Raw genomic sequence first — 23,322 nt, forward strand, 5'->3', positions numbered from 1 at the left:
TTCATTTAACAAAAGTCGCCTCAAAAAACAAAAAGCCGATGCTAAGCATCGGCTTTTTCATTCGCTTAAGAATATATATTAATAATATCTATATCTCTCATCTTTTACATCAGCATTCTTCTGAATTGCCTGATTAACTCCATATGAAGCTCTAGATCTTGCTTTGCTCGCAAGGTTTTGCTTTTCAGTCTTAAGTTGCTCTTCTTTTGCTTCTGTACCAGGAGCTTTAGTCACAACCTCTATAATTGCAACTCCATTGTCAAGCTTGATAGGACCAGACTTTTGACCAGCATTCAAACCAAACGCAGCTCCAACCAATTCAGGAACATATCCTGCATTAGGCAAAGAGTTGTCTGCCAACTTCACTCCGTTTTTAGTGAATACATTAGCTGCGCTTCCATAAGCTATTGCCACTTCATTCAAAGCTCCGTTTTTGCCTTTAAGCTTAGCAATGATTTGCTCTGCTTTCTTATCGTTTTTGACTTTGATAGTCAATTGATCTTTAGCTTGATCAACAGTGCTAGTTCCTTCTTCAACCTCAGTTGTCACTGTAAGAACGATAAAGTTGCCATCAATTTCATAAGCCGGTGAAATCTCTCCGATTCTACCGTCTCTGTATGCCCATGACACAGCTTGTCTTGCATTACCAAGAGATCCTAATCTTCTATCATTCTTTTGAACATTATTTGCTGTTTCGATTTTCAAACCATCCTTCTCTGCATTCGCTTTAAACTCTTCGTAATCGTTAGTTGTACTAGCGAAGAAATCAGCTTTACGGTATGCTTCGTCGATAGTTTTATCGCTTGGAGACAACTCTCTCTGAATAGAAGCAATTTTATATACATCGCTATTAGCAGTCTCAGTCACATCGATGATATGATACCCAAATTGGGTTTTAACTAATTTAGGCAACAAGCCTGTTTTCTTAGCATCAAAAACAGCATTTTCAAACGGCTCAACCATTCTTCCTTTGCCAAACCACCCAAGATCACCGCCTCTTGAAGCAGTACCATCTTGACCATGCTCTTTCGCCATTTCAGCAAATGATGCTCCTTTCTTAATTTGGTTCAATACTTTTTGGGCTTCAGCTTTAACTTTAGCATCATCATCTCCATTCACTTTGAACAATATATGACTCGCTCTTGCTGATGGTTGATCTCCCTGAGTAATCTCTAGCACTTTATAAAGCGTATAGAACTCACCTTCCTTAGAAGGGCCAAAAGTACTTCCCGGCTTCAAAATATTAATACTATTTGTCAAATACCTCGGCAAGCTTGCTACTGTATAGTCGCTTACTGGCAAACCATTATCGGTATTAACTTTTGCGAAAATTGAATCTTCCTTAACCGTTTTCTCAGCTTCAAACTCAGTTTTCAGCTCTTTAATCTCCTTGTTGAAATACTCCTTATCTTCTTCTGATGGAGTAATTGGAAACTCCACATATTCCACAACTCTGCTTTCTTGAGTTTTAAACTCTTCAGCATGGGCCGCCAAATATTGCTTCAACTCGCTATCAGAAACAGAAATAGTCGTATCGTTGATCGAGTAGTAAGGAATATATAAATACTTCACATTAACAGTCTCATTTTGCTCTTTGTAAGCTTTTTCAGCTTCAATATCTGTCGCATAAGAACCGCCTAAAAGCATGTTCTCATATTTCATTCTCAATCTTCCTGGCTCCAAACCTTGCTCAAACAACTGCCATGAAACTTGTTGTTGAGGAGGCATGCTACCAAGATTTTTCAAATAATTGATCAAATCTTGCTTGCTGAACTCTCCCGTCTCAGGATTAGTAAAAGCCTGCTTGATTTCAGGTTGAATATGGTTTCCTTGCACCATGTCGATAATCTCGCTCTCAGGCACTGAAATCCCCAATTCATCATATTCATTGCCATAAGCGATCTTGCTCACCAACGATTGCCAAGCTTGATTGCGAATAGTATTCATTTCCGCTTCACCAGGATTACGGCCATTTCTCAAAGCAAAATTTCTCTTTAACTCATCAACTTCTTGTTGATATTCTTGCAAAGTAATTTTTTGTCCCGCAATTTCTCCAACAACTTGTTTTGAATTACCCTTCAATATTGAATTCGGGCCCAATAAATCTCCTCCAACCAAGAAAAGAGCTAAACCAACAGTAATCACCCCTACGGCAAGACCTGTCTTCTCTCTTATTTTACTAATTAATGCCATTTTTTATACTTTAATAAAGCGAATTTTAATATGTTACCTGTAAACCTAAAATTTCCCCAAAGTCAATTTTTCACTTCTCAATTTGAGAATTCTAACAAGGAAAAAGACTAAAAATCGAAAAACACTTTTAGCTACGAAAAATAAGCTTATCAGCGTAATTTTAAAAGCAAAGATAAAAAAATTATCTTGTTTACAATTTATTTAGACATATTAATAACATGCAGATAATGATCAAGAATGGTTTTTATCTTCCAACAATTCCAGCTTCACTGTGTCTATCCTGTTATCCTCCATTTTCAACACCGTGATTTTATAAGGCTCTATAATGATTTCTTCATGAAGCTCCGGAATATTTCCTGTAGCCGTCAAGATAAAACCGCCAATAGTGTCATATTCACCCGTAGGAATATCCCAGCCATATTTTTCATTAATATCGTCAATTTCGTGTCTAGCGCTCAATATGTACGTGCTTTCATCAATCTTTTGCTCCACAAGAGACTCGTCATCATGCTCATCTTGTATTTCACCAAAGATCTCCTCCATGATGTCCTCTGTGCAGACTATGCCCGAAGTGCCGCCATATTCATCAACAACCAAAGCGATGCTTTTCCTTTTATTTAGAAAATTGATCATCAAATCCTTCGCTGGCATAGTCTCCGTGACGATCATGATTGTTTGCAATATTTCTTTTATCTTGTTCGGCTTTTTGAACAATGAATTGGAATGGCAATAACCCACTACTTCATCTATAGAGTCTTTATAAACAACAATTTTTGAATGTCCGGAATTAGTGAAAACAGACCTTAATTCCTCTATGGAATCATGCAAATCCACAGCTTCGATATCTGTTCGAGGAATCATGCAATCCCTTACCTTCAGATTCTTAAACTCCAAAGCATTCGTAAATATTTTGGTATCCACTTCACTAAGCTCAGGAGCCTCGTATTCCATTCTTGTTTTTATATAATTATTTAAATCAGTCATCCCAAATGCAGGCACCTCATCATTATAATCTCTCCCCATCATAGTAATCATCAACTTAGAGAGGCTCATTATGACATATGCCGGTATAAACAGCAAATAATAAAATAAAAGCATTGGTATGGAAAAAGCCATCAAAAACCCATTGGGGTTTAGCAAGAAAATACTCTTGGGAGTGAACTCCGCGGTAAACAAAACAACGATCGTGGAAACAATTGTTTGCGCCAATAAAATCAACATATCGTTTTTGGGATCGATAATTTCCCAATGCGCATTCAAAATCTCCATGATTTGAGCCATGTAGATACCATAGATCACCAAAGCCACTGTATTACCTATCAGAGTAGTACCTATATATCTGCTGCTATTCGGAAAGTAAAGATTGGAAATTATCTTAGCGGCCAGCTTGCCTTTCTTTTTTTCAAGTTCAATAGCCAGCTTGTCCGAAGAAAAAAATGCGATCTCCATCCCGGAAAAAAATGCGGACAGAATCAATGAAATTGCCACTATTGTCAATGGTGTTTGTAGTTCGCTCATTATGAGGGCTTATTTTTTATCCCAAATTCAAGTTTGGGAGGACTCGTTGTCTTTTCTTTTTTTTAATTGATAATAAAACAGCAATGCAACGCTTATCATGAACACAAAATAAGAACTTTGAATTCCTTGCGTCATCGTCAAATGGACGCCTATCATGAAAAAAGCCACTGACAATGACAAAGCAATTACATTAATCAACTTTTCGGTTTTCTCCTTTGGCTGCTTTGCTTGCTTGCCTTTATTTTGCTTCTGTGGTGTCTTTTTCAATTTCTTCTTCATCCTCTGACTCTAAAGTTACTGTTCCCTTTGGCTCCAATATCACATATGACGAAAAATCCTGATTCGCCTCGAGACCATTGCCAAGAAGAACCTCGCCGTCTGTTTCAATACGAACAAATTTATCCGTGTATAGCTTTTTTTCATCAGGAGCCCAATACAATTCCTCGGTATTCAATTGCTCATCATTCTGCAAGCCCTTGACAACCACGTCCCCAGAAACCTTCCAAAGATTATTCTCTTTCTCATAATAGCAATGATTGGCTTTCAAAGAGCTGGAAACAGTCCCATCCTTTTCCCATTGCTCTATGTATATCCCATCTGGAAACTCCTGATCTTGATTCATATACTGCAGCATTTTCGCTGTCTTCATATAAATCTTGACAATAGCCGAGTCACTATAATACAAATCCACATCCGTGCTTTCAAGTATTGGTCCTTCATAAACTTCAGGCAACTTATCCTTGTCCTTGGATGAACAAGAATACAATACTGCTATAGCCAACATGCTTGATATCAAAAACAGTTTTTTCATCTTATAATCATGAAAAATTTTCGCGATACAACATCTCAACGTTTGACAATGCGTCTCTATATCGATAAATATCCAACGTCAATATACAAAGTTAACGCTTATTTTATCAAATGTACTGAGCGTAAATAAAAAAAGCGGCCTAATTGCCGCTTTTTAAACTTAAATATCTCATATAAGTGCTTCATTGCACTGATATTAATCTCTTTTTCTTACTGTCACAGATTTGTTAATCCAGCATCCTACAGTCAAAGGATCACCTACGTTCATGTTGTAAGTAAAGATCTCTTCTCCTGAAGGGAACTGAGACTTAGCCGCATTCATTCCCTTAGAATTCCCAGCTTTGGCATACATGTCATACGCAGCTATGAATACCGCTCTGTCCTCTACCTTGTTAACACCCTTTTTGCATGACTCATATGAATTCATGTAAAGATTTCCAATAATAGAATAAGCTTCTTTCAAAGTTGGGTCGTTTTGCAATGCTGACATTGCCTCTGATCTAGCCTTCGAAAGTTGACCTCTTTTGGAATACACAGACGCTTTTTCCAAGCTCATTTCCGCTTTTTTCACATTGTCTTCTGTCAAAGCAATCGCTTGATCGTAGAATTTCAACGCTTCATCGTAATTCTTGTTTTGCTTATGCTTCAATGCCAAAATCTTAGACAAACCATAAGTAGGGTCAGCTTCATTCACTACCGCTGCGGCATCCAAGAATACCTGCAAGTCCATGCACTTTCCAACAATACAAAGCTTCAATAAGAATTTCGCCATCTTAAGATCAGAAGGATTCTCTCTATACTTTGGCTCCAAGTTAGCCTGAATCATATCGCAGTCAACCTTTACCGTACCTGCCAACAACTCATCTATCTTCGTCCACTTAGCTTCCAATTTCTTTGTATCCTTTCCTGCCTTTGTCAATGACTTTACTTTTTCTTCCAAAATGCTAGTCACTTGCTCATAAATCAAGAATACAGACTTGTCATCCAATGCTTCAGGGTTATGCTTTTTCAATCTTCTAGAGATATCCATGTAAGCCACCAAGTTTTGGTCATATATCTTTGAGCCATTAACCTCAAAAGCTTCTTTCATCGTATTAAAAACAAACTGATATTTCTCTTTGTCTCTAATATACAAAGCGTAAGAAGCTAGTGCTTTTCTGTTTAGCACATTCTCTTTCTGCCCGAAAAACTCGATTCTCTTATCATACAAAGCCATCGCTTTGTCTGCATACTGAACTCTAAGCTCTTTATTCTCTTTATTCTTTTTTGAAAGGCCTTCATATACCTTCGCTCCATTGATATACAATGACTTGTTCAAGTTAGGAGCTTTTTCCAACAACCATTCCATTGGTTCCTCTGCAGACGCAAAATCCTTTTGCTTCACATAATCGGTATAAAGCACATTCTTTTCCTTAGCTGCCTCTTCCTCTCCCTGCGGCCAATTCCATTGGGCGTTGGCTAGAGGAGAAAAGCCAAGAAAAATCATGGCAGCCATGATCAATTTCTTCTTCATAATTCAGGTGATTTAATTCGTTAGGGTTTAAATAAGTTGATTATACTTCTTCGTTCGATTATTTTTAGATATAATCTTTAAATTTAAAAAATATATTTCTAATACAAAAAAGTATAAATCAATATGATACTAAATTTTGATTGCGCGTATTTATAAAACGATAAAAAAACCATATTATTATATACTTTATTTATTTTTTATAAGAATAATTTATTTTACACTACATTAAATCACATTAACAAAACTATGGCTTTGTCTATTTCCAAACAAAATGAAATCCTACTAAACAGTCTCAGGTTAAAATATGAAGCAGCCTCAGACAAGAAGAAAGCTCTTCAGAAAAATCAATATTTCAGAAATTTATTTGAGTCTTATGGGATTTCAAACCCTGACAGAAGGGCAATAGACAAGCAAGTGCAAAGAGAAATCAATTATAAATTGCTAGAAAACGACATCAAAACGATAGTGAAAACTGCGTATCAGAAAAAGCAAAGAGAATGGCAACACTTCGCTATGGAAATTCATTTCAGCAGCCGAAAAACATGGGTGGAGAATGACCTGAAAACTATAGAATTCATGCTTGTCAACAAGTCTTGGTGGGACACCGTCGACTATATTTCATCGAATAGCCTAGGCGAGTTCATGAAGAAAAGAAAAGAGCAACAGGTAGAGACATTTAAAAAGTGGAGAACTTCCTACAATATCTGGTTGAGAAGAGCGTCAATATTATTCCAATTGAAATACAAAGAAAAAACTGATATTGACATGCTTGCCAAAAACATTATCCCTTCGCTGAGTTCAAATGAATTTTTCCTTCAAAAAGCCATTGGGTGGTCGCTAAGGCAATATGCCAAGACCGACCCAAACTTTGTTTCAAACTTCGTGGATGAACATGACATCTCCGGTTTAGCCCGAAGAGAAGCCCTCAAACACATTAATAAGTCTTAATCGCCACAGGCTTTAAGATTAAAGCGTCTTCATACGAATTCTTCGTATTTTCATTAACTATTGACCAAACTCTTAAACTCTCATTCGCATTCAAGCTTACCATTTTTTGATGCTGATATTTTTCCGTCGAATAGTCTTTGCCATAAATACTAATATCAGGCCTGTCTACAAATCCTAATACTTGGTACTCGTTATTAGGCTTTTTCTTTTGTGACGTCAATGTACTCTTAAAATCAGGAGAATTTAGATAATACTCATGATCAGTAGGAAAAGAATAAATCATCTTGTGTCTATGATGCAAAGCTACGTCTTTGAACTTTGCGCCATGCATCATATCGACAATCACTGGATTCAAATTAGAACACATATAGACTGAAAGCCAACCTTCGTCTCCATTGGCATTATGAATGGGGTAATTGTCTTCATGCACTTCATTGGTTACTTGAAAGGCATAATTCAAACCATTATCATCAGTTAAAATAATATAATCGCCAGCGTTGAACTCATTAGCATAAGAATCACTCGTAAAAAAAGAAAAAATCACATGATGCTGGTTATTCTGTTGAAATATGCTCAAACTAGCAGTCGCCGGATGAGCGTTGCGCAACAAAATGTAATTCGATTGGCCTGATGCCGTAGCTATGCTTGCCAAACTTATCACAAAGCAAATACCTAATATCATTAAAGATTTCATATCGTCCCCTCTTTTCAATTACACTATCTTTTATTTTGTATATTAAGAAAATAATTTGCCAAATGAATGTTTAAAAATTACGCTAAAAGACCTAATATCTAAATAACAGTTTTCAACATAGATTTAGATATTAATAAGCCATCACTGAAAAAAAATACTCATTCCCATCAATTATCAACGATCAATATAACCTTTAGAAGATAATAGCTTTTTCTACTTTTATCCCCCCTTAAATTCACTCATCAATATTTTTAAAGAAAAAAAAAGCGATTTGTTTGTGTCGTTATGCATGAATTACTACATTTGCATCCGCTTACAGAAAACGATAAGCCAATGGTTCCGTAGCTCAACTGGATAGAGCAACTGCCTTCTAAGCAGTAGGTTAAAGGTTCGAGTCCTTTCGGAATCACTTCTTGAAAAAATTCTTCTTTACGAAGACAATGGTTCCGTAGCTCAACTGGATAGAGCAACTGCCTTCTAAGCAGTAGGTTAAAGGTTCGAGTCCTTTCGGAATCACTTCTTGAAAAAATTCTTCTTTGCGAAGATAATGGTTCCGTAGCTCAACTGGATAGAGCAACTGCCTTCTAAGCAGTAGGTTAAAGGTTCGAGTCCTTTCGGAATCACAAAAAAAGGATTGCGTTTATCGCAGTCCTTTTTTTATTTTCAAACCACATTGCAATCAAGCTCAAGATCATGAGGCCCTTTCACAAATTTGCATCCTGAGGATGTCGCGATTATCGGAGTTTTTATCATATTCGGGTTTCGCTGTAGGATTTTCAACAAATCCACTTCCGAATACTCATCAAACTCGCTCAATATCTCCTCGCTCAAAACAGCTTTGTCAACCAATTTTATCAATCCAACACCCAACTCTTCACACAATCTCATGATTCGTGTATTGCTCGGCATATTTCGAACAATATCAACCTCCCTGACAAATTGAAAGACATTCTTTGCTTGCACCAATAGCTCCTTATCAAGCAATTTCTCACCGTTGTAATAGAACAAGACTTCATTATTATGATTTTGCAGCATGTCTCTTAAGTTTAGTTGATCGAATTATTTAAATATTTAATTTAAAATAAATCACAAAAACTACTATGACTCCGCTCATCACGGCAAGTGATTTTGATCTATAAAGCTTCATAAGCCTTCCTAATCATTGATCTTCATGACTCCGAGGCCGCTTTAAAGAAAAAGTCTAATTAATTATCACTTTAATTTTATGTAAAAATCGTTAAAATTAATGTAGTTTTGTATTCGCTATCATCAATTCTAAACACACCGATACATACATGTCACAAGCGTTTTATCAAAATTACAAACTAGGAATACTAGGAGGCGGACAGCTAGGGAAAATGCTGATTCAATCAGCTATGGATTATAATGTTGATATTTCGATTTTGGACCCTGATGCCAACGCTCCTTGCAAAAACATCGCTGCGGAATTCAACATTGGAAAGCTAACAGACTTTGACACAGTCTATGAATTCGGCAAAGAATGCGATTTAGTGACTATAGAAATTGAAAACGTCAATACACAAGCCTTGAAAAAGCTCAGGGAAGAAGGCGTAAAGGTTTTTCCTCAACCTGAAGTCATAGAGCTAATACAAGACAAAAGGCTTCAAAAGCAATTCTACAAGGAAAACGACATCCCTACATCCCCGTTCATACTTACCGACACCAAAGAAGATGTGCTTAGCAATGCTGACTTTCTTCCAGCGGTGAATAAACTTGGCAAAGAAGGATATGATGGAAGAGGTGTTCAAATCATTAGAACAGAGAGCGACTTGAGCAAAGCATTTGAAGCTCCAAGCTTGTTGGAAAAACTTGTGGATTTCGAAACTGAAATCTCAGTCATCGTAGCAAGAAGTGAAAAAGGAGAAGTAAGAACATTTCCTTCTGTCGAGCTCAGCTACCACCCAGTGCATAACTTGGTAGAGTTTCTTTTTGCTCCATCAACAATAAGCGAGGAAATAGAGAAAAAAGCGCAAGATTTAGCCATTGATGTCATCACAAAACTTGACATGGTCGGACTATTGGCTGTGGAAATGTTTGTAACAAAATCAGGCGAAGTGCTTGTCAACGAAGTCGCCCCCAGACCGCATAACAGCGGACATCAAACTATTGAAGCGAACTTCACATCCCAATACGAACAACATCTAAGAGCTATTCTGGATATGCCGCTAGGAGACACTCAAGCCTTAATTCCTTCTATCATGGTCAATCTGCTGGGTGAAGACGGTTATCAAGGTCTTGCGGAATACGAAGGCTTGGACGAAGTCCTTTCCATTTCGGGAGTAAATGTGCACCTATATGGAAAGAAGATAACAAAACCATTCAGAAAGATGGGACATGTTACCTTAGTTGGGCACGATACGGCAACCTTAAAGGAAAATGCTCGTTTCGTTAAGGAAAATTTAAAAATTGTAAGTAAATAGAATTTAGCTATAAAAATATTATGTCTACCATACGAGTTGGAATAATCATGGGAAGCCAATCAGACTTGCCAGTGATGAAGGATGCGGCGAATGTATTAAAAGAATTAGGCGTGGAGTTTGAGCTAACGATTGTATCAGCTCACAGAACCCCTGAAAGGCTTATGGGTTATGCCCAAAGCGCTAAAGGCAAAGGATTGAAAGCGATTATTGCTGGCGCTGGCGGAGCCGCTCATTTGCCAGGGATGGTAGCATCCATGACTTCGCTTCCTGTTATTGGAGTGCCTGTAAAGTCAAGCAATTCTATCGATGGGTGGGATTCTGTGCTTTCAATATTGCAAATGCCCGGCGGAGTGCCTGTAGCCACAGTAGCACTAGATGGAGCAAAAAATGCGGGAATTCTTGCCGCTCAAATCGTTGGAGCATTTGATGAAAAAGTCGGAGAAAGGCTTGATCAATACAAAGAAGAGATGAAGCAGAAAGTTCTGGACTCGGCTTCAAATGTCGAAGAATTGGGCTACGAAAAAGTTTTATCTAATAAATAAGCACCTGCTTAGATGTTTTTTTGGGAAGAAGTTTTGCATTTTTGAGCACGCATTACGTTATAATTAAGTGTAAACTTGATCAATATCAAAACTTCTTCCGTCGATATATATAATCATGGAAAACGTTCCCATGATTTGTGGAAAAGATAATAGCGGATGCTGTTGCGTATTTTCACGTATTTAAGTTTACTTTTTTATAAATAAAGTATCAATAATGGTCAAAAGATGGATATATAAAGATTTCCCTGAAGAAAGCGATGTCATTCGCCTCTCTTCTGAAATCAATGTGAATAAAACTATAGCATCTGTGCTGTTACAGAGAGGAATCCAAAATTTTGACCACGCTAAGAAATATTTTAGGCCTTCATTGGATGATCTGTATGATCCATTCTTGATGAAGGATATGGACAAAGCTGTAGAGCGCATAGCTCAAGCTATCAAGCAAAGGGAAAAAATCCTTATTTACGGCGATTATGATGTGGATGGCACTACTTCGGTGGCTTTAGTCTACAAATTCCTTAAGCTCTATTATCCCAATTGCGAATATTATATTCCAGATCGATATAAAGAAGGGTATGGTGTTTCCCAAAAAGGCATCGAAACTGCCAAAGAAAAAAATATCAAGCTCATCATTAGCTTGGATTGCGGTATCAAAGCCATAGACCGCATTGCCACGGCTAAATCATATGGCATAGACTTTATCGTATGCGATCATCACTTGCCTGGCGAAGATTTGCCTCAAGCTGTCGCTGTGCTGGATCCTAAGCGAAAAGATTGCCCTTATCCATTCAAGGAGCTTTCCGGTTGCGGCGTAGGCTTCAAGCTTATGCAAGGGTTTGCTAGGTACATGGAATACGATGACAACGAGTTGATGAACTCATTGGACTTATTGGCAGTAAGCATTGCTTCAGATATAGTGCCTATTGTTGATGAAAACAGAATTCTCGCGCACTTTGGGCTTCAGCAATTAAATAAAAAGCCAAGCCCGGGGCTTCAAGCTCTTATCGACCTAGGCAATAAATCTCGAATGACAATTTCATCGATAGTATTCGGCATAGGCCCAAGAATCAATGCCGCGGGAAGAATAGCTCATGCTAACGCCGCTGTGGATTTGCTTTTGGCAGAAGGGGAAGAAGAAGCCTCTTTTCTTGCCAATAAGGTTAATGAAAACAACACCATTCGAAAGAATGTGGACAGCAATATTACAGCTGAGGCAATCAAAATGATCGAAGAGAACGATCCGTCATTCGACAAAAAAGCAACCGTTCTTTTCAAAAGCGACTGGCATAAAGGCGTAGTTGGGATTGTCGCCTCTCGTTGCATAGACAAATATTATCGCCCGACGATCATTTTAACAGAATCAAACCGCAAAGCTACTGGATCGGCTAGATCAGTACACGGCTTTGATATCTACGAAGCGATTTCCGACTGTTCGGAATATCTTGACCAATATGGCGGGCATATGTACGCCGCAGGACTTACTTTGGACATTGAAAAAGTTGACGCTTTCAAAGAAAAGTTCGAGAAGATTGTGGAAGAAAGAATCTCTGATGAACAACTGATCCCGCAAATCGAAGTTGATTATATGCTTGACTTCGACCAGATCAACTTTAAGTTCTTCAATATTCTGAAGCAAATGGCTCCTTTTGGTCCTGAGAACATGCAACCGGTATTTGTCAGCAAAGATCTGAAAATTTGCGAACGTCCAAGAATACTAAAAGAAGAACACATCAAATTCAAAGTGACTCAAGAAGGCTCTAGCACAGTCATGGAAGCTATAGGCTTTGGTTTTGCTCAATACTTTGAATTGATCAATAGCGGAATGAGATTTAGAATGGCTTATACTATTGAAGAAAACAACTTCAAAGACAATAAAAGCCTGCAATTATATATTAAAGATATAAAGTTTGATTAGTGGAGAAATCTGCTCAGGGTGAATTAGCTAGGGAAATATGAAATCAAGCGAAATTTTCAAAAAATATGATCTAAGAGTTACGAAATGCCGTAGAGCAATTATTGACATGCTTGAGGAGTCTGATTGTGCTTTGGCCCACTCAGACTTGGAAGAGCAGCTCAAGGAGTTCGACCGTGTAACACTATACCGCACATTAAACACATTTTTGGAAATAGGAATCGTTCACAAAGTTTTGGACGATCATGGCGTTGCCAAATACGCTCTTTGCAATGACAGTTGCGATGGGGCGAAAAAGCAACACTCCCATGAACATGTCCACTTCAAATGCAAGATATGCGACAAAACAACTTGCATTGACTCTGTTGAAGTTCCTGAAATATCTTTACCTGAAGGCTTCAAAGTAGAAGAGACGAACATCTTGATAGTTGGAGTTTGCAAATTTTGCAATTTAGAAAAAGAGCTAGAGCAAGGTTAATCAGGCATGATTATTTCAAGCATCTTTTTACCCCTTTTTATCGATCAACAATTTATTCCACATGAGCACAACCAATGCACTCAGCCTGCTAAAAAAATACTTTGGATACGATAATTTTCGACTTGAGCAAGAGAAAGTCATCCATTCATTATTAACAGGAAATGACGTATTGGCGATTATGCCTACGGGAGGCGGTAAATCTATCTGCTACCAAATTCCAGCTCTAATGCATACGGGTGTTGCCATAGTGGTGTCTCCTCTGATTGCTTTGATGAGAGATCAGGTGGAAAGCTTGAAAAGAAACGGTATTCCTTCAGCTTATATCAATAGCACCATGTCATCGGAGGAAATGCTTAGCGTCGAAAAAAGTTGCGAGCAATCCGCTATAAAAATATTGTACGTCTCTCCAGAGAAATTGCTAACAGCATCATTCTTTGATTTCCTGAAAAAAATTGAGATCAGCTTTTTCGCAATTGATGAAGCGCACTGCGTATCCTTTTGGGGCCACGACTTTAGGCCAGAATACAAAAAGCTTGGATTTCTTAAAAAAGCGTATCCTAACAAGCCTATTATAGCTTTGACAGCCACGGCCGACAAGCTAACTCGACAAGATATTTGCAAGCAATTAAGCATTCCAGAGGCAAATGTATACATATCCTCATTTGATAGAGCCAACCTGAATTTAAACGTTTATCCAGCTCAAAAACGAATTCAAAAGATCAACGAATTCATACAACTAAGATCTGATCAAGCGGGAATTATTTATTGCTTAAGCAGAAAGTCAACCGAACAAGTGGCAGAAAAACTCAGAGCCAAAGGCATCTCTGCCAAAGCATATCATGCAAAACTTTCCGCTGATGAAAGAGGCAGTGTTCAAGACGATTTCATCAGAGACAAAATCCAAGTTGTATGCGCGACTATCGCCTTTGGAATGGGTATAGACAAGCCCAATGTTCGTTGGGTTATTCATTACAATTTGCCCAAAAATATAGAAAGCTATTATCAGGAAATAGGAAGAGCGGGAAGAGACGGGTTGCCTGCAACATGTCTTTTGTTTTATACGCTTTCAGATGTTATTCTGCAAAAGTCCATGCTCTCCGACTTGCCAATGGAAAGAAGAGAACTACAGGAAGCGAAACTGGATAGATTAAGGCAGTTCTCCGAGGCCAATATTTGCAGAAGAAAAATTCTACTCAACTACTTCGGCGAACATTTGACTGAAAATTGCCAAAACTGCGATGTATGCCAAAATCCGCCAACCTCATTTGATGGAACTATTCTTAGCCAAAAAGCACTTTCAGCGATTGTCAGAGGAAAGGAAAGTCTCCAATTGGGCGTATTAGTGGATGTGTTAAGAGGTTCAAAAAACCAATACATACTCCAAAGAGGCTTTGATCAGATCAAAACCTTTGGAGCCGGCAAAGACATCAGCAATAATGACTGGGTCAATTATATTCAGCAAATGTTGAATTTAGGCCTTGTGGACATAGCATATGACGAACATCATTTTCTTAAACTAACAGCGCTAAGTTGGAAAGTTTTAAAAGGAGAAATGCAAGTCGACTTATACAAACATGTTGACAAGCCAGTAGACAAAAAGAACTCCAGAGACATAGAGCGAGATGTATTGTCCGAAACGCTTTTGGAAAAACTGCGAAAATTAAGAACCCAAATAGCGGACAGCAGCAACATACCTCCATACATTGTATTCAGCGATGCAACTTTGCTCCAGATGAGCATCGAATACCCATTATACGAAAGGGAACTGAAGAAAATCTCAGGAGTAGGAGAGCATAAGCTTCAACAGTATGGAGATGTCTTTCTCAAAGAAATTCGATCATTTGTCATGGAAGTTGCCACACACGTAAAATCGCGAAAAATCGGCACTCAAAAAGTCACATTTTCATTCTTAACCGAAGGCCTAAGCCCTGAAGACATCGCAGTCAAAAGAACGTTGAATCAAGTGACCATTTACTCTCATATGGCTGAACTCTTCAAGAAAGGCTATCCTATCGACTTAAAACGCTATGTAAATGACATCGACTTGGAAAGGGTTTCAATCGCATTGGATAAAATAGGTTGGGATAAAGGCCAAAAACCTCTTTACGATTATCTGAATGGAGAAGTCCCGTATTATAAAATTCGTCTTTGCGAAGCTCTAATCTCAAAAAACGAGCAGGTAAGTCAAGGGTAAATAGCCAATAGTAAATCCCAGCAAACTTCCGCAATAAACCTCAAAAGAAGAATGTTTTTCAAGGAACATGCGACTGGACATCACAATTCCCGCCAAGATTATACTTATCAAAAATGGGTAAAATAATGAACCGCTTTCTGTAGAATGAACATTTATAGCCATTAGCAAGCCAACCATCGCAGTGATCGATGCGCTATATATGCTTATTTTCCAAAAGAAATTAATCGCGGTAAGCAGTACTACTAATAGATTTATAGAAACAAAAATTACCAAAAAATCGGATGAAAAGATCTTTTTCTCCCAAAACATATACGTCGTCATCGTATAAAATATACTGATGAACACCATGGGTTTCACTCTTTCGACATGGCTTAGCATACTAAAAGACCTAATCATCTTAAACACCCTCATAATCGCAATACAAAGCGCAGGGAATAACGATGTAGTCACAAATATGATGAGGACTATTGGTATAATATTCGATTGATATTCCGGTGCTTTCGCCAAACTGGAATGCGTCAATAATAAATAAAAAATATAGGTTGTCAACAACAATGGATGACAAACCCAAGAAAATAATTTACTTAAAAGTTTCGTCACTATATTAATTCCTTTCTCAATCTCGCTACAGGGATATTCAATTGTTCCCTGTACTTCGCTACTGTTCGTCTAGCTATGTTATAGCCTTTGGCTTTCAATAATTTCTCAAGTTTATCGTCAGAAAGCGGTTTTCTTTTGTCTTCATGGTCTATAAAGCCTTTCAAAGTATGCTTAACCTCTCTGCTGCTGACACTCTCTCCAGTATCTGTAGTAATACCCTCCGAAAAGAAATACTTTAAAGGATAAATTCCAAAATCTGTCTGAATAGATTTGCTATTCGCCACTCTGGAAATCGTCGAAATATCCATGTCGATTCTTTCAGCGATATCCTTTAGGATCATTGGTTTCAACTTGCTCTCGTCGCCATCTTGAAAAAACTCTATCTGATGTTCTATGATAGCATTCATTGTATTCAACAATGTTTGTTGCCTCTGGCGAATCGCATCGATAAACCATTTCGCAGCATCCAATTTCTGCTTTACAAAAGTAACGGTTTCTCTGAGTTTTTTATCCTTTTTCTTGCTCTTGTCGTAAGTTTCTATCATTTCAGAATACGACTTGTTGATTCTAAGCTCTGGCGCATTCTTAGAGTTCAGCGTCAACTCTAATTTGCTTCCAGTGCTGGAAAGCAAGAAATCAGGGATAAGGTATTGCGTCTTAATATATTCATTGGTGATATTTCCCGGCTTTGGATTAAGCTTGATAATAATCGCCATGGCATCTTTAATGTCCTCGACACTTTTGATTCCAAGCTTTTTGGCGATCTTCTCATAATGCTTTTTGGTAAAATCCTCATAACATTCGTTGATGATTCTCAAAGCTATCTTAATCGTATCTTCATCTTCCTGCTCTTTTCTTTCCAACTGAATCTTCAAGCACTCCTGCAAGTCTCTCGCGGCTATTCCCGCCGGATCAAAAAGCTGTATTTTATGCAAAATCGCTTCCGCCTCTTCTTCGCTAGTCATTACATTTTGAGAAAAAGCCAAGTCATTAACTATCGCTGACAATTCCCTTCTGATATAGCCATCGCTTTCAATGCTGCCTATCAATTGCTTGGCAATCACAAGGCTTTTCGGATCCATTTTCACAAAGTTAAGTTGGTCAAGAAGCTGTTCGTTTAGCGTAGCTGTCATCGCCATTGGAACATCCTTCTCTTCCTCTTCGGAAAAACCATCTCCATACATTTTGTATCCATTATAATCATCATGCAAGTACTCATCAAGATTAATGTCTTGCCCTTCTTCCAATGAATCACTGCCGAAATCATCCACAACATCCTCTTCGCCTCGTCCTTCAACTTCATCAGCTCCTTCCTCAAGAGCAGGATTTACTTCCAACTCTTCTTCCACTCTGGATTCAAGTTCAGCCGTTGGAACTTGCAATAATTTAATAAATTGTATCTGCTGGGGGGAGAGCTTCTGCCCAAGGGTTTGGGATAATTCTAACTTTTGCATAATCGACAGCTTTTTAATTAATAAAAAATGGTTGAAAAATATACGATAGCCTATTTTATACTAGCATAAAAAAGGGTCAAACTAAGGTTTATGTAAAACTTTGAACGTAATTGAATCTCCTTAGTTAGGCTTTTTATACGTAATCGTTTACAAAAATATCCGTTTTTGGATGAATTTAAAAAATGTAGCTTGATTTTTGCTTGTAATGAATCCGCAAGATTTATGCTAAAAACAATGCTTTTTCACACTAAATCAATAAGTATAAGGAAAGTAGGAAATGAATATAAAGCCTATAAATCAATAAAAGGACAGGATTTGATAAAATATCCACGCAAGTCATGCCTTTTTTTTCAAAACATTCTCATGTCAGAAAATCAACAAATAAATATTTTTTTTGAAGAGTTTGACGAGGTTTCTCTCTGATTTCATCAATTAAAATCAATCTTTCTTCTTCACGATATAGTTGAATTTGGATTTGTCTTTCTTCAATTGGAATAAATAATTTATAGAAAACGAATATGCCAAATTCTGCGAATTAAATGGATTAGTCTCTATATCTTGATTATAAATATTATTTAATCCAAAAGAGTATCTAAACTCCAATTCCAATATGCCAAAATCAAAAGCTCTTTGAAAAGCAGCTCCACCCACGACTCCTGCATCCAAACGATTTAGATTTATAGAGGAGAAATCCAAATCATTATTAACGAAGACTACTTCGCCGCTGCTGTCAAGCTCGCCTCGCAATGAATTTCCAGACAATGCGTAAGCTACATACACTCCCAGATTAACAATCACTTTCGTCTTGCCTTTGAAAATATAAAAGGAACTCATCGCTGGAATCTGAAGATAGTTAATGCTCATCTCCACATCTTTTCCAATCAAATTTGTCGGGCTTGAAGTGAAGTTGTCTAAGTTTTGCCCAAACCCTTTCTGTATATAGCTTAACTCTACATGAAAACCAGTATGCGGTCGATAAAAATATCTATAAAACGCTCCACCTAGAAACCCAACTTGCGAGCCTGTAGGCAATGGCAATCCTCCTGGCTTTGGAGCATAATAAATGCTTCCAATAGAACTTCCAGCTCTCAAACCTACAAGATGCACGTCTTGAGCATTAACATCCATTGAAAAAATACTCAATGCGATCGCCATCACGCATTGAAAAGCCAGCATATGAATTTTCATCTTCAATCCCTTGAATTATATGATAGTATCTACTTCCATCGACAAATATAGTCATATTTATCAATGAAGAAGATTTTAAAGAGGCAAATCTACGATCAAGCTACCTCCCTAATAAATTGCGATCAAATTGAAAAATGTATCGCATCAGATTCATCCTTGCTGACTTTTTTAATTACCTGCGCTTTATGATACACTTTAGTATATGGCTCCACGCTTTCCGTCAACCATACATTTCCTCCAATCACTGAATTATTGCCAACTACAGTATTTCCTCCCAAGATCGTCGCTCCGGCATAAATGACCACTCCATCCTCAATCGTAGGGTGCCTTTTCATACTAGCCATGTGTTTTTCAACACTAAGAGCTCCTAGTGTTACACCTTGATAGATCTTCACATGATCTCCAATAATCGCGGTGCCGCCAATCACGATACCAGTACCGTGATCAATAAAGAAATATTCGCCTATCGTAGCCGCGGGATGAATGTCTATGCCTGTCTTCTCATGAGAAAATTCCGTCAATATACGAGGCAACAGGGGAATATCAAGCAAGCACATTTCATGCGCCATTCTATAGATAGCAATTCCATAAAAGCCGGGATAGGTTCTAATCACTTGGTTAAGATCCTGTGCCGCAGGATCTCCCATGGATATGGCTTTAGCATCCTTTTTAAGCTTATCATAGATATTTGGCAGCTTTTCCATAAAAGCTTTCGTCAATTCCTCCGCAGGCTTAGGCAGTTGCTTTTGTATTTTTGTAAAAATACTCAACAACTGATTTTCCAAAGCATAGTAATACACTTCCAACTCTTCCGCTGAATGAAATATTTGTTCGGAATTCTGGGGAAAAAGCAACTGAAATACTCTCTCTGTGAAGATGCAAATATCCGTATGATATGGCATTCTCTCGCTTTTGCGATGCTCTTCGTAAAGTTTTTTAATAAATGAACGATGCATGGCGTATTTGATTTTAGGGTGAATGCGGGACGCAGGCAAGTTTACACTTGATAATAAGATTAAACAATTCTTATGCTCTCCACAACAAATATCGATTGTCAAACAATTTTGATATTTTGAAACAGATATCCAACCTTAAGGTTTCATTTTTTTCAGGATAATTGTAGCCATGCTTCTCATTTCTGGTATCAAAACAGTTTTAAATGGCTCTATTTCCTCAAAATCAAACTTCTTTTTCACCTTTTCCAACAACGTACGATTCAACCGAAAGGGGAATTCTTCATTCAACTCCGGCATGCCATCAAGATCAAAAGCCATTCTAATAAAAACAGATCCCTCCAACTTCACAACTCTTTCGAGTTCTGATATCATTTGCATAAAGTTTTCCAAATCCTTCGCAAAATGTAACACAGCGTTGCAAATCACCACATCAAAAGCTCTAGGGGGATATGGCATATCCGATGCATCCCCATGAATAAAGCAATCAGCATCAAGATCAGAATTGAGTGTCTTTGAGAGCATTTTCAGGAATTTGATTGCCTGCCGATCTTGATCAATTCCATATATCTCATAGCCCTGCTGGATAAAGTAATAAAGATTTCTACCCTCTCCGCACCCTACATCCAAGATTCTATGTTCTTTCTCAAATCTACCTTTCAGTAATTGGTCCATAAGATAGAGATCCATATTTCCCAATGATCTATTGATCTGATGATAATCTAAAGTCATATTTTATGAATTTGTAGTAAAGGTGAGGGATTTTATAAGCAATCCAGACAACTTAAGGCTTTGCTAAAAATAAAAAAAGGATACGCCGAAATCCAGCAATATCCTAAATTAGTAAACTAAAACGTATCAGATTTTAGTGTCTTAAAAGTCTTTGTATTTATAATAATATTGATTTTGGCAAAATTGTTTGGAAACCTGTAAAGTATATACGCCATTTAAATTCGGCAAGTTTGGATTATTCATTAAACTTGAACATCCGATGATTTCCTGATGTTGGGAATTGAAATAATCAATCTACACACATACAACGCCTCTTTTGTAAATATATTGTATATTTTAATGCATTTTTTTACAAGTACTTCCAAATAATTGGATTATTATGCTTCAAGCACAAAATCCCAAGCCTTATCTATATCGTTTATTTTAAAATACCTTTCGTCAATATTCTTATTCCATAGCTTGGCAAAAAAAGCATCTGCCTCCACAAGTTTTTTCTCAAAGTCCGAATTACCAACCACAGCAACTCTATGAATTTTTTTGCCATTTTCGGGATTGAATGTCTTAATAATATCAATCCATTGATTGTCCAAGAAAGATTTCAAAGTAATATGACTGAAATCCGCCTGATCAATCTTACAAAATAAATTCAATGTTTTTTCGCTCGCATTAAGCTTGGGTCTGACCAAGTTGACAAACTCTTCCACAATTTTAATATCAAATTCTCCTGTGAACTCGAACCCAAGCACGAATTCTTCATTAGTCTGCATCTCTGTTACCATATCGTCAATTAGTTGAATCAAGTATTCAGTTATTGATAATAATCCAAATGCAGAAAAATAGTTTAACTCAAAATCTATTTTTTCATCTCCAGCAAGATAGGGCAGTGGTCCGAATGCTTTGCCTCAGGCAATATTTCACCGCTAACCGCCAAGTCTTTAATGCTTTCGGTAATCATCAAATAATCGATTCTCCAACCTTTATTTCTTTCTCTAGAACGAGCTCTGTAACTCCACCAACTATAATTATCCGGTTCATCCTCATGGAAAATTCTAAAACTGTCAACAAACCCGCTTTCAATAAACTGCGTTACCCATTCTCTTTCCTCGGGCAAAAAGCCTGACGTTTTCTGATTTTGCTTAGGATTATGTATGTCTATTTCTGTGTGGCATATATTATAGTCACCACAGATTATAAGGTTTGGAATCTCTTTTTTCAATTCATCAACATATTGTTGAAAATCCGATAACCATTGCATTTTAAACGCTTGACGCTCATCTCCGCTTGATCCAGATGGCATGTAAACGTTCATGATTGAAAACTCATCAAAATCAATTCTGATAACTCTTCCTTCATTGTCATACTTTTCAATTCCACAGCCATACTCAACATGCTTTGGCTCATGCTTTGTGAATACAGCCACTCCGCTATAGCCTTTTTTTTGCGCTGAATGCCAATATGTTTGATAACCCATAGACTGTATAATCAGCTCGTCTACTTGCGCAGGGTGCGCCTTTGTTTCCTGCAAACAAATAACATCCGGATTTTCTTCCTTCAACCACTCTTCAAAGCCTTTTTTGATGGCGGCTCTGATGCCATTCACATTATATGATATAATCTTCATATTGCGTCAATAATAATTTGGAAACTACTAAATCAAAACTCAAAGCCGATCTCTTTCTCAAAATACTCTATAACGTGCATTTTAAGCAGCTTCTCTTGTTCCAAAAGGTCGAACTTTGGCAACTTCTTCACAAGCTTCCAATGGGGCCAACCTTCCTCATCCAAGCCTTCAAGCTCATAAAAGCCTGATAAACTCAAGACTTTGCAAATGCCTATATGCATCAAATCCTGCTTTTCTTCTTTCTCAAAATTCCTTGGACCTTTCCCTAACTCTTGAGTTCCTATCAAAAACAAAACAGCATTTAGATCCTTGGGTCTTTTGCCAATAGTCTTGGTAAGAAGAGACATCAAAGAAGCCCACTTTCTCGCCAAATCAAGGTCTTTCTTCATTATTTGCTATTTTCCAACTCTTCCCAATACTCCACAGCTCTTCTCAAGTGCGGTATTACAATCGTTCCACCGATAATATTCGCAATAGCGAAAGCTTCAAAAATTTGTTCTTTAGTAATACCTATCTCATGGCATTTTTCCAAATGATACTTCACACAATCATCGCATCTCAGCACCATGCTGCAGGCCATTCCCATCAATTCCTTGGTTTTCACATCAAGAGCTCCCTCAGCATATGTATTGGTATCAAGATTGAATAACCTTTTGATGACTTTATTGTCTTCAGCTAAAATTTTCTCATTCATTTTAGCTCTATATGCATTGAATTCTTCGATTTTAGACATAATTGAATATTTGTTGAAAAAAATGTTACGTAAAAATACAGGCTTAAGATTTAATATTCTAAGATATACTCAAGACTTATTCGACCTATTCTTTCCCTTAACCTGCGCGGCATGTGAAAAGGATGTATTAAGGGAAGAAGATAGGATTTGTTCATCCTGTCGAATGAGCTTTATTAAATCCGAAGCCAACACGTTGGAGGAAACGAAATTAAAAAACAGATTTATTGAGTTTCCCAATATCGATCACATTTACAGCTTATACAAATTTGCAAGAGGCAACGAAATCCAAAACTTGATTCACGCCATAAAATACGAAAACCACCCCAAAATCGCTGTAAAACTAGGAAACTGGCTTGGTGCCCATATCGCCGAACAAAATACTCTTTCCGCATACAACGCCATAGCGCCTGTGCCTCTGCATCCAAAAAAACTAAAAATCAGAGGCTATAATCAAAGCAGTTTAATTTCTGCAGGAATTTCCGAAACATTAGGCATCCCTGTCATAGATGATTTGCTTGTCAGAACCAAACATACAGAAACTCAAACAAAAAAATCCCGATGGGAAAGGTATAAAAACACTAGCGAAAAGTTCAATGTGAACAACCCAAACGATCTTCCTGACAAAATTCTTATTGTGGATGATATTTTAACCAGCGGCGCAACGCTTACCTCATGCGCTTCCGCCATTCATAAGCATAAAAAATCGAACATAAGCATGGCTGTAATCGCATATGCGATAAATTAATTTTTTTATCCTCATAATGTAAGTTTGTCTCATTTTTGTCGACTCAAATAGCA

At 37.5% G+C, this 23,322-nt stretch carries 23 protein-coding genes and 3 tRNA genes; 10 read left to right on the forward strand and 16 right to left on the reverse strand.

Annotation, left to right across the window (positions count from 1 at the left end; all coding sequences use genetic code 11):
• Positions 1 to 78 precede the first annotated feature (78 nt).
• The 5 genes from AABK36_RS19535 to AABK36_RS19555 form a co-directional block, all read right to left on the reverse strand.
• Positions 79 to 2,193 (reverse strand): SurA N-terminal domain-containing protein, encoded by a 2,115-nt coding sequence (locus tag AABK36_RS19535; RefSeq protein ID WP_309936856.1) that lies wholly within the window; start codon positions 2,191 to 2,193, stop codon positions 79 to 81.
• Between the two features lie 231 nt (positions 2,194 to 2,424).
• Positions 2,425 to 3,711, reverse strand: a complete 1,287-nt coding sequence (locus tag AABK36_RS19540) for a hemolysin family protein (protein ID WP_309936857.1) — start codon at positions 3,709 to 3,711, stop codon at positions 2,425 to 2,427.
• Positions 3,712 to 3,738: 27 nt separating this feature from the next.
• On the reverse strand, positions 3,739 to 3,990 hold the full coding sequence (locus tag AABK36_RS19545; protein WP_309936858.1) for a hypothetical protein: 252 nt from the start codon (positions 3,988 to 3,990) through the stop codon (positions 3,739 to 3,741).
• Complete coding sequence (gene lptC, locus AABK36_RS19550; protein ID WP_309936859.1) at positions 3,950 to 4,522, reverse strand: LPS export ABC transporter periplasmic protein LptC; 573 nt, start codon at positions 4,520 to 4,522, stop codon at positions 3,950 to 3,952. Before lptC ends, AABK36_RS19545 begins: the two co-directional genes overlap by 41 nt.
• 195 nt (positions 4,523 to 4,717) lie before the next feature.
• Positions 4,718 to 6,034, reverse strand: coding sequence for a tetratricopeptide repeat protein (locus AABK36_RS19555; protein WP_309936860.1), 1,317 nt, complete (start codon positions 6,032 to 6,034; stop codon positions 4,718 to 4,720).
• 246 nt (positions 6,035 to 6,280) lie between these two features.
• Here AABK36_RS19555 and AABK36_RS19560 point away from each other — a divergent pair, with 246 nt between their 5' ends.
• Positions 6,281 to 6,982, forward strand: coding sequence for a DNA alkylation repair protein (locus AABK36_RS19560; RefSeq protein ID WP_309936861.1), 702 nt, complete (start codon positions 6,281 to 6,283; stop codon positions 6,980 to 6,982).
• Here the strand turns inward: AABK36_RS19560 and AABK36_RS19565 are convergent.
• Entirely contained in the window at positions 6,969 to 7,676 is a 708-nt protein-coding gene (locus AABK36_RS19565) for a hypothetical protein (protein ID WP_338390301.1), read from the reverse strand. The two genes, AABK36_RS19560 and AABK36_RS19565, sit on opposite strands and share 14 nt — an antisense overlap.
• Positions 7,677 to 8,011: 335 nt before the next feature.
• On the opposite strand from AABK36_RS19565, the gene AABK36_RS19570 reads away from it, so the two are divergent.
• The 3 genes from AABK36_RS19570 to AABK36_RS19580 all read left to right on the forward strand — a co-directional run bounded on the left by AABK36_RS19570 (position 8,012) and on the right by AABK36_RS19580 (position 8,299).
• A tRNA-Arg gene (locus AABK36_RS19570) sits at positions 8,012 to 8,085 on the forward strand.
• A 33-nt stretch (positions 8,086 to 8,118) separates the two neighbouring features.
• A tRNA-Arg gene (locus tag AABK36_RS19575) sits at positions 8,119 to 8,192 on the forward strand.
• A 33-nt stretch (positions 8,193 to 8,225) separates the two neighbouring features.
• Positions 8,226 to 8,299, forward strand: a tRNA-Arg gene (locus AABK36_RS19580).
• A gap of 40 nt (positions 8,300 to 8,339) precedes the next feature.
• On the opposite strand, the gene AABK36_RS19585 is transcribed toward AABK36_RS19580, so the two are convergent.
• Positions 8,340 to 8,711, reverse strand: coding sequence for a thioredoxin domain-containing protein (locus tag AABK36_RS19585; protein ID WP_309936863.1), 372 nt, complete (start codon positions 8,709 to 8,711; stop codon positions 8,340 to 8,342).
• Positions 8,712 to 8,971: 260 nt separating this feature from the next.
• Between AABK36_RS19585 and purK the strand changes: the two genes are divergently transcribed.
• The 5 genes from purK to recQ all read left to right on the forward strand — a co-directional run bounded on the left by purK (position 8,972) and on the right by recQ (position 15,243).
• Entirely contained in the window at positions 8,972 to 10,117 is a 1,146-nt protein-coding gene (gene purK, locus AABK36_RS19590) for a 5-(carboxyamino)imidazole ribonucleotide synthase (RefSeq protein ID WP_309936864.1), read from the forward strand.
• Positions 10,118 to 10,137: 20 nt separating this feature from the next.
• The gene (gene purE / locus AABK36_RS19595) at positions 10,138 to 10,659 is read left to right on the forward strand and encodes a 5-(carboxyamino)imidazole ribonucleotide mutase (protein ID WP_309936865.1); all 522 of its coding nucleotides are present in this window, start codon (positions 10,138 to 10,140) and stop codon (positions 10,657 to 10,659) included.
• A gap of 214 nt (positions 10,660 to 10,873) precedes the next feature.
• Positions 10,874 to 12,574 carry a single-stranded-DNA-specific exonuclease RecJ gene (gene recJ / locus AABK36_RS19600; protein WP_309936866.1) on the forward strand — a complete coding sequence of 567 codons (1,701 nt, stop codon included), beginning with the start codon at positions 10,874 to 10,876 and terminating at the stop codon, positions 12,572 to 12,574.
• A 37-nt stretch (positions 12,575 to 12,611) separates the two neighbouring features.
• Positions 12,612 to 13,049 (forward strand): Fur family transcriptional regulator, encoded by a 438-nt coding sequence (locus AABK36_RS19605; RefSeq protein WP_309936867.1) that lies wholly within the window; start codon positions 12,612 to 12,614, stop codon positions 13,047 to 13,049.
• Between the two features lie 61 nt (positions 13,050 to 13,110).
• Entirely contained in the window at positions 13,111 to 15,243 is a 2,133-nt protein-coding gene (recQ, locus tag AABK36_RS19610; protein ID WP_309936868.1) for a DNA helicase RecQ, read from the forward strand.
• On the opposite strand, the gene AABK36_RS19615 is transcribed toward recQ, so the two are convergent.
• The 9 genes from AABK36_RS19615 to AABK36_RS19655 form a co-directional block, all read right to left on the reverse strand.
• A complete protein-coding gene (locus AABK36_RS19615) occupies positions 15,214 to 15,843 on the reverse strand; it encodes a hypothetical protein (protein ID WP_309936869.1) in 630 nt (209 codons plus the stop codon). The two genes, recQ and AABK36_RS19615, sit on opposite strands and share 30 nt — an antisense overlap.
• Positions 15,843 to 17,297 (reverse strand): RNA polymerase factor sigma-54, encoded by a 1,455-nt coding sequence (gene rpoN, locus AABK36_RS19620; RefSeq protein WP_309936870.1) that lies wholly within the window; start codon positions 17,295 to 17,297, stop codon positions 15,843 to 15,845. Before rpoN ends, AABK36_RS19615 begins: the two co-directional genes overlap by 1 nt.
• Before the next feature lie 438 nt (positions 17,298 to 17,735).
• On the reverse strand, positions 17,736 to 18,485 hold the full coding sequence (locus AABK36_RS19625; RefSeq protein WP_309936871.1) for a porin family protein: 750 nt from the start codon (positions 18,483 to 18,485) through the stop codon (positions 17,736 to 17,738).
• A gap of 122 nt (positions 18,486 to 18,607) precedes the next feature.
• The gene (locus tag AABK36_RS19630) at positions 18,608 to 19,441 is read right to left on the reverse strand and encodes a serine O-acetyltransferase (RefSeq protein WP_309936872.1); all 834 of its coding nucleotides are present in this window, start codon (positions 19,439 to 19,441) and stop codon (positions 18,608 to 18,610) included.
• A gap of 135 nt (positions 19,442 to 19,576) precedes the next feature.
• On the reverse strand, positions 19,577 to 20,170 hold the full coding sequence (locus AABK36_RS19635; protein WP_309936873.1) for a class I SAM-dependent methyltransferase: 594 nt from the start codon (positions 20,168 to 20,170) through the stop codon (positions 19,577 to 19,579).
• A gap of 377 nt (positions 20,171 to 20,547) precedes the next feature.
• A complete protein-coding gene (locus AABK36_RS19640) occupies positions 20,548 to 20,970 on the reverse strand; it encodes a SpoIIAA family protein (protein WP_309936874.1) in 423 nt (140 codons plus the stop codon).
• Positions 20,971 to 21,023: 53 nt separating this feature from the next.
• Positions 21,024 to 21,791 carry an exodeoxyribonuclease III gene (locus tag AABK36_RS19645; protein WP_309936875.1) on the reverse strand — a complete coding sequence of 256 codons (768 nt, stop codon included), beginning with the start codon at positions 21,789 to 21,791 and terminating at the stop codon, positions 21,024 to 21,026.
• A 32-nt stretch (positions 21,792 to 21,823) separates the two neighbouring features.
• Entirely contained in the window at positions 21,824 to 22,183 is a 360-nt protein-coding gene (locus tag AABK36_RS19650) for a hypothetical protein (protein ID WP_309937926.1), read from the reverse strand.
• Positions 22,180 to 22,524 carry a carboxymuconolactone decarboxylase family protein gene (locus tag AABK36_RS19655; protein ID WP_309936876.1) on the reverse strand — a complete coding sequence of 115 codons (345 nt, stop codon included), beginning with the start codon at positions 22,522 to 22,524 and terminating at the stop codon, positions 22,180 to 22,182. Before AABK36_RS19655 ends, AABK36_RS19650 begins: the two co-directional genes overlap by 4 nt.
• Positions 22,525 to 22,546: 22 nt before the next feature.
• On the opposite strand from AABK36_RS19655, the gene AABK36_RS19660 reads away from it, so the two are divergent.
• Entirely contained in the window at positions 22,547 to 23,269 is a 723-nt protein-coding gene (locus AABK36_RS19660; protein WP_309936877.1) for a ComF family protein, read from the forward strand.
• The last annotated feature ends 53 nt before the right edge of the window (positions 23,270 to 23,322 follow it).

The organism is Aureibacter tunicatorum, assembly GCF_036492635.1.
Taxonomy (GTDB): domain Bacteria; phylum Bacteroidota; class Bacteroidia; order Cytophagales; family Cyclobacteriaceae; genus Aureibacter; species Aureibacter tunicatorum.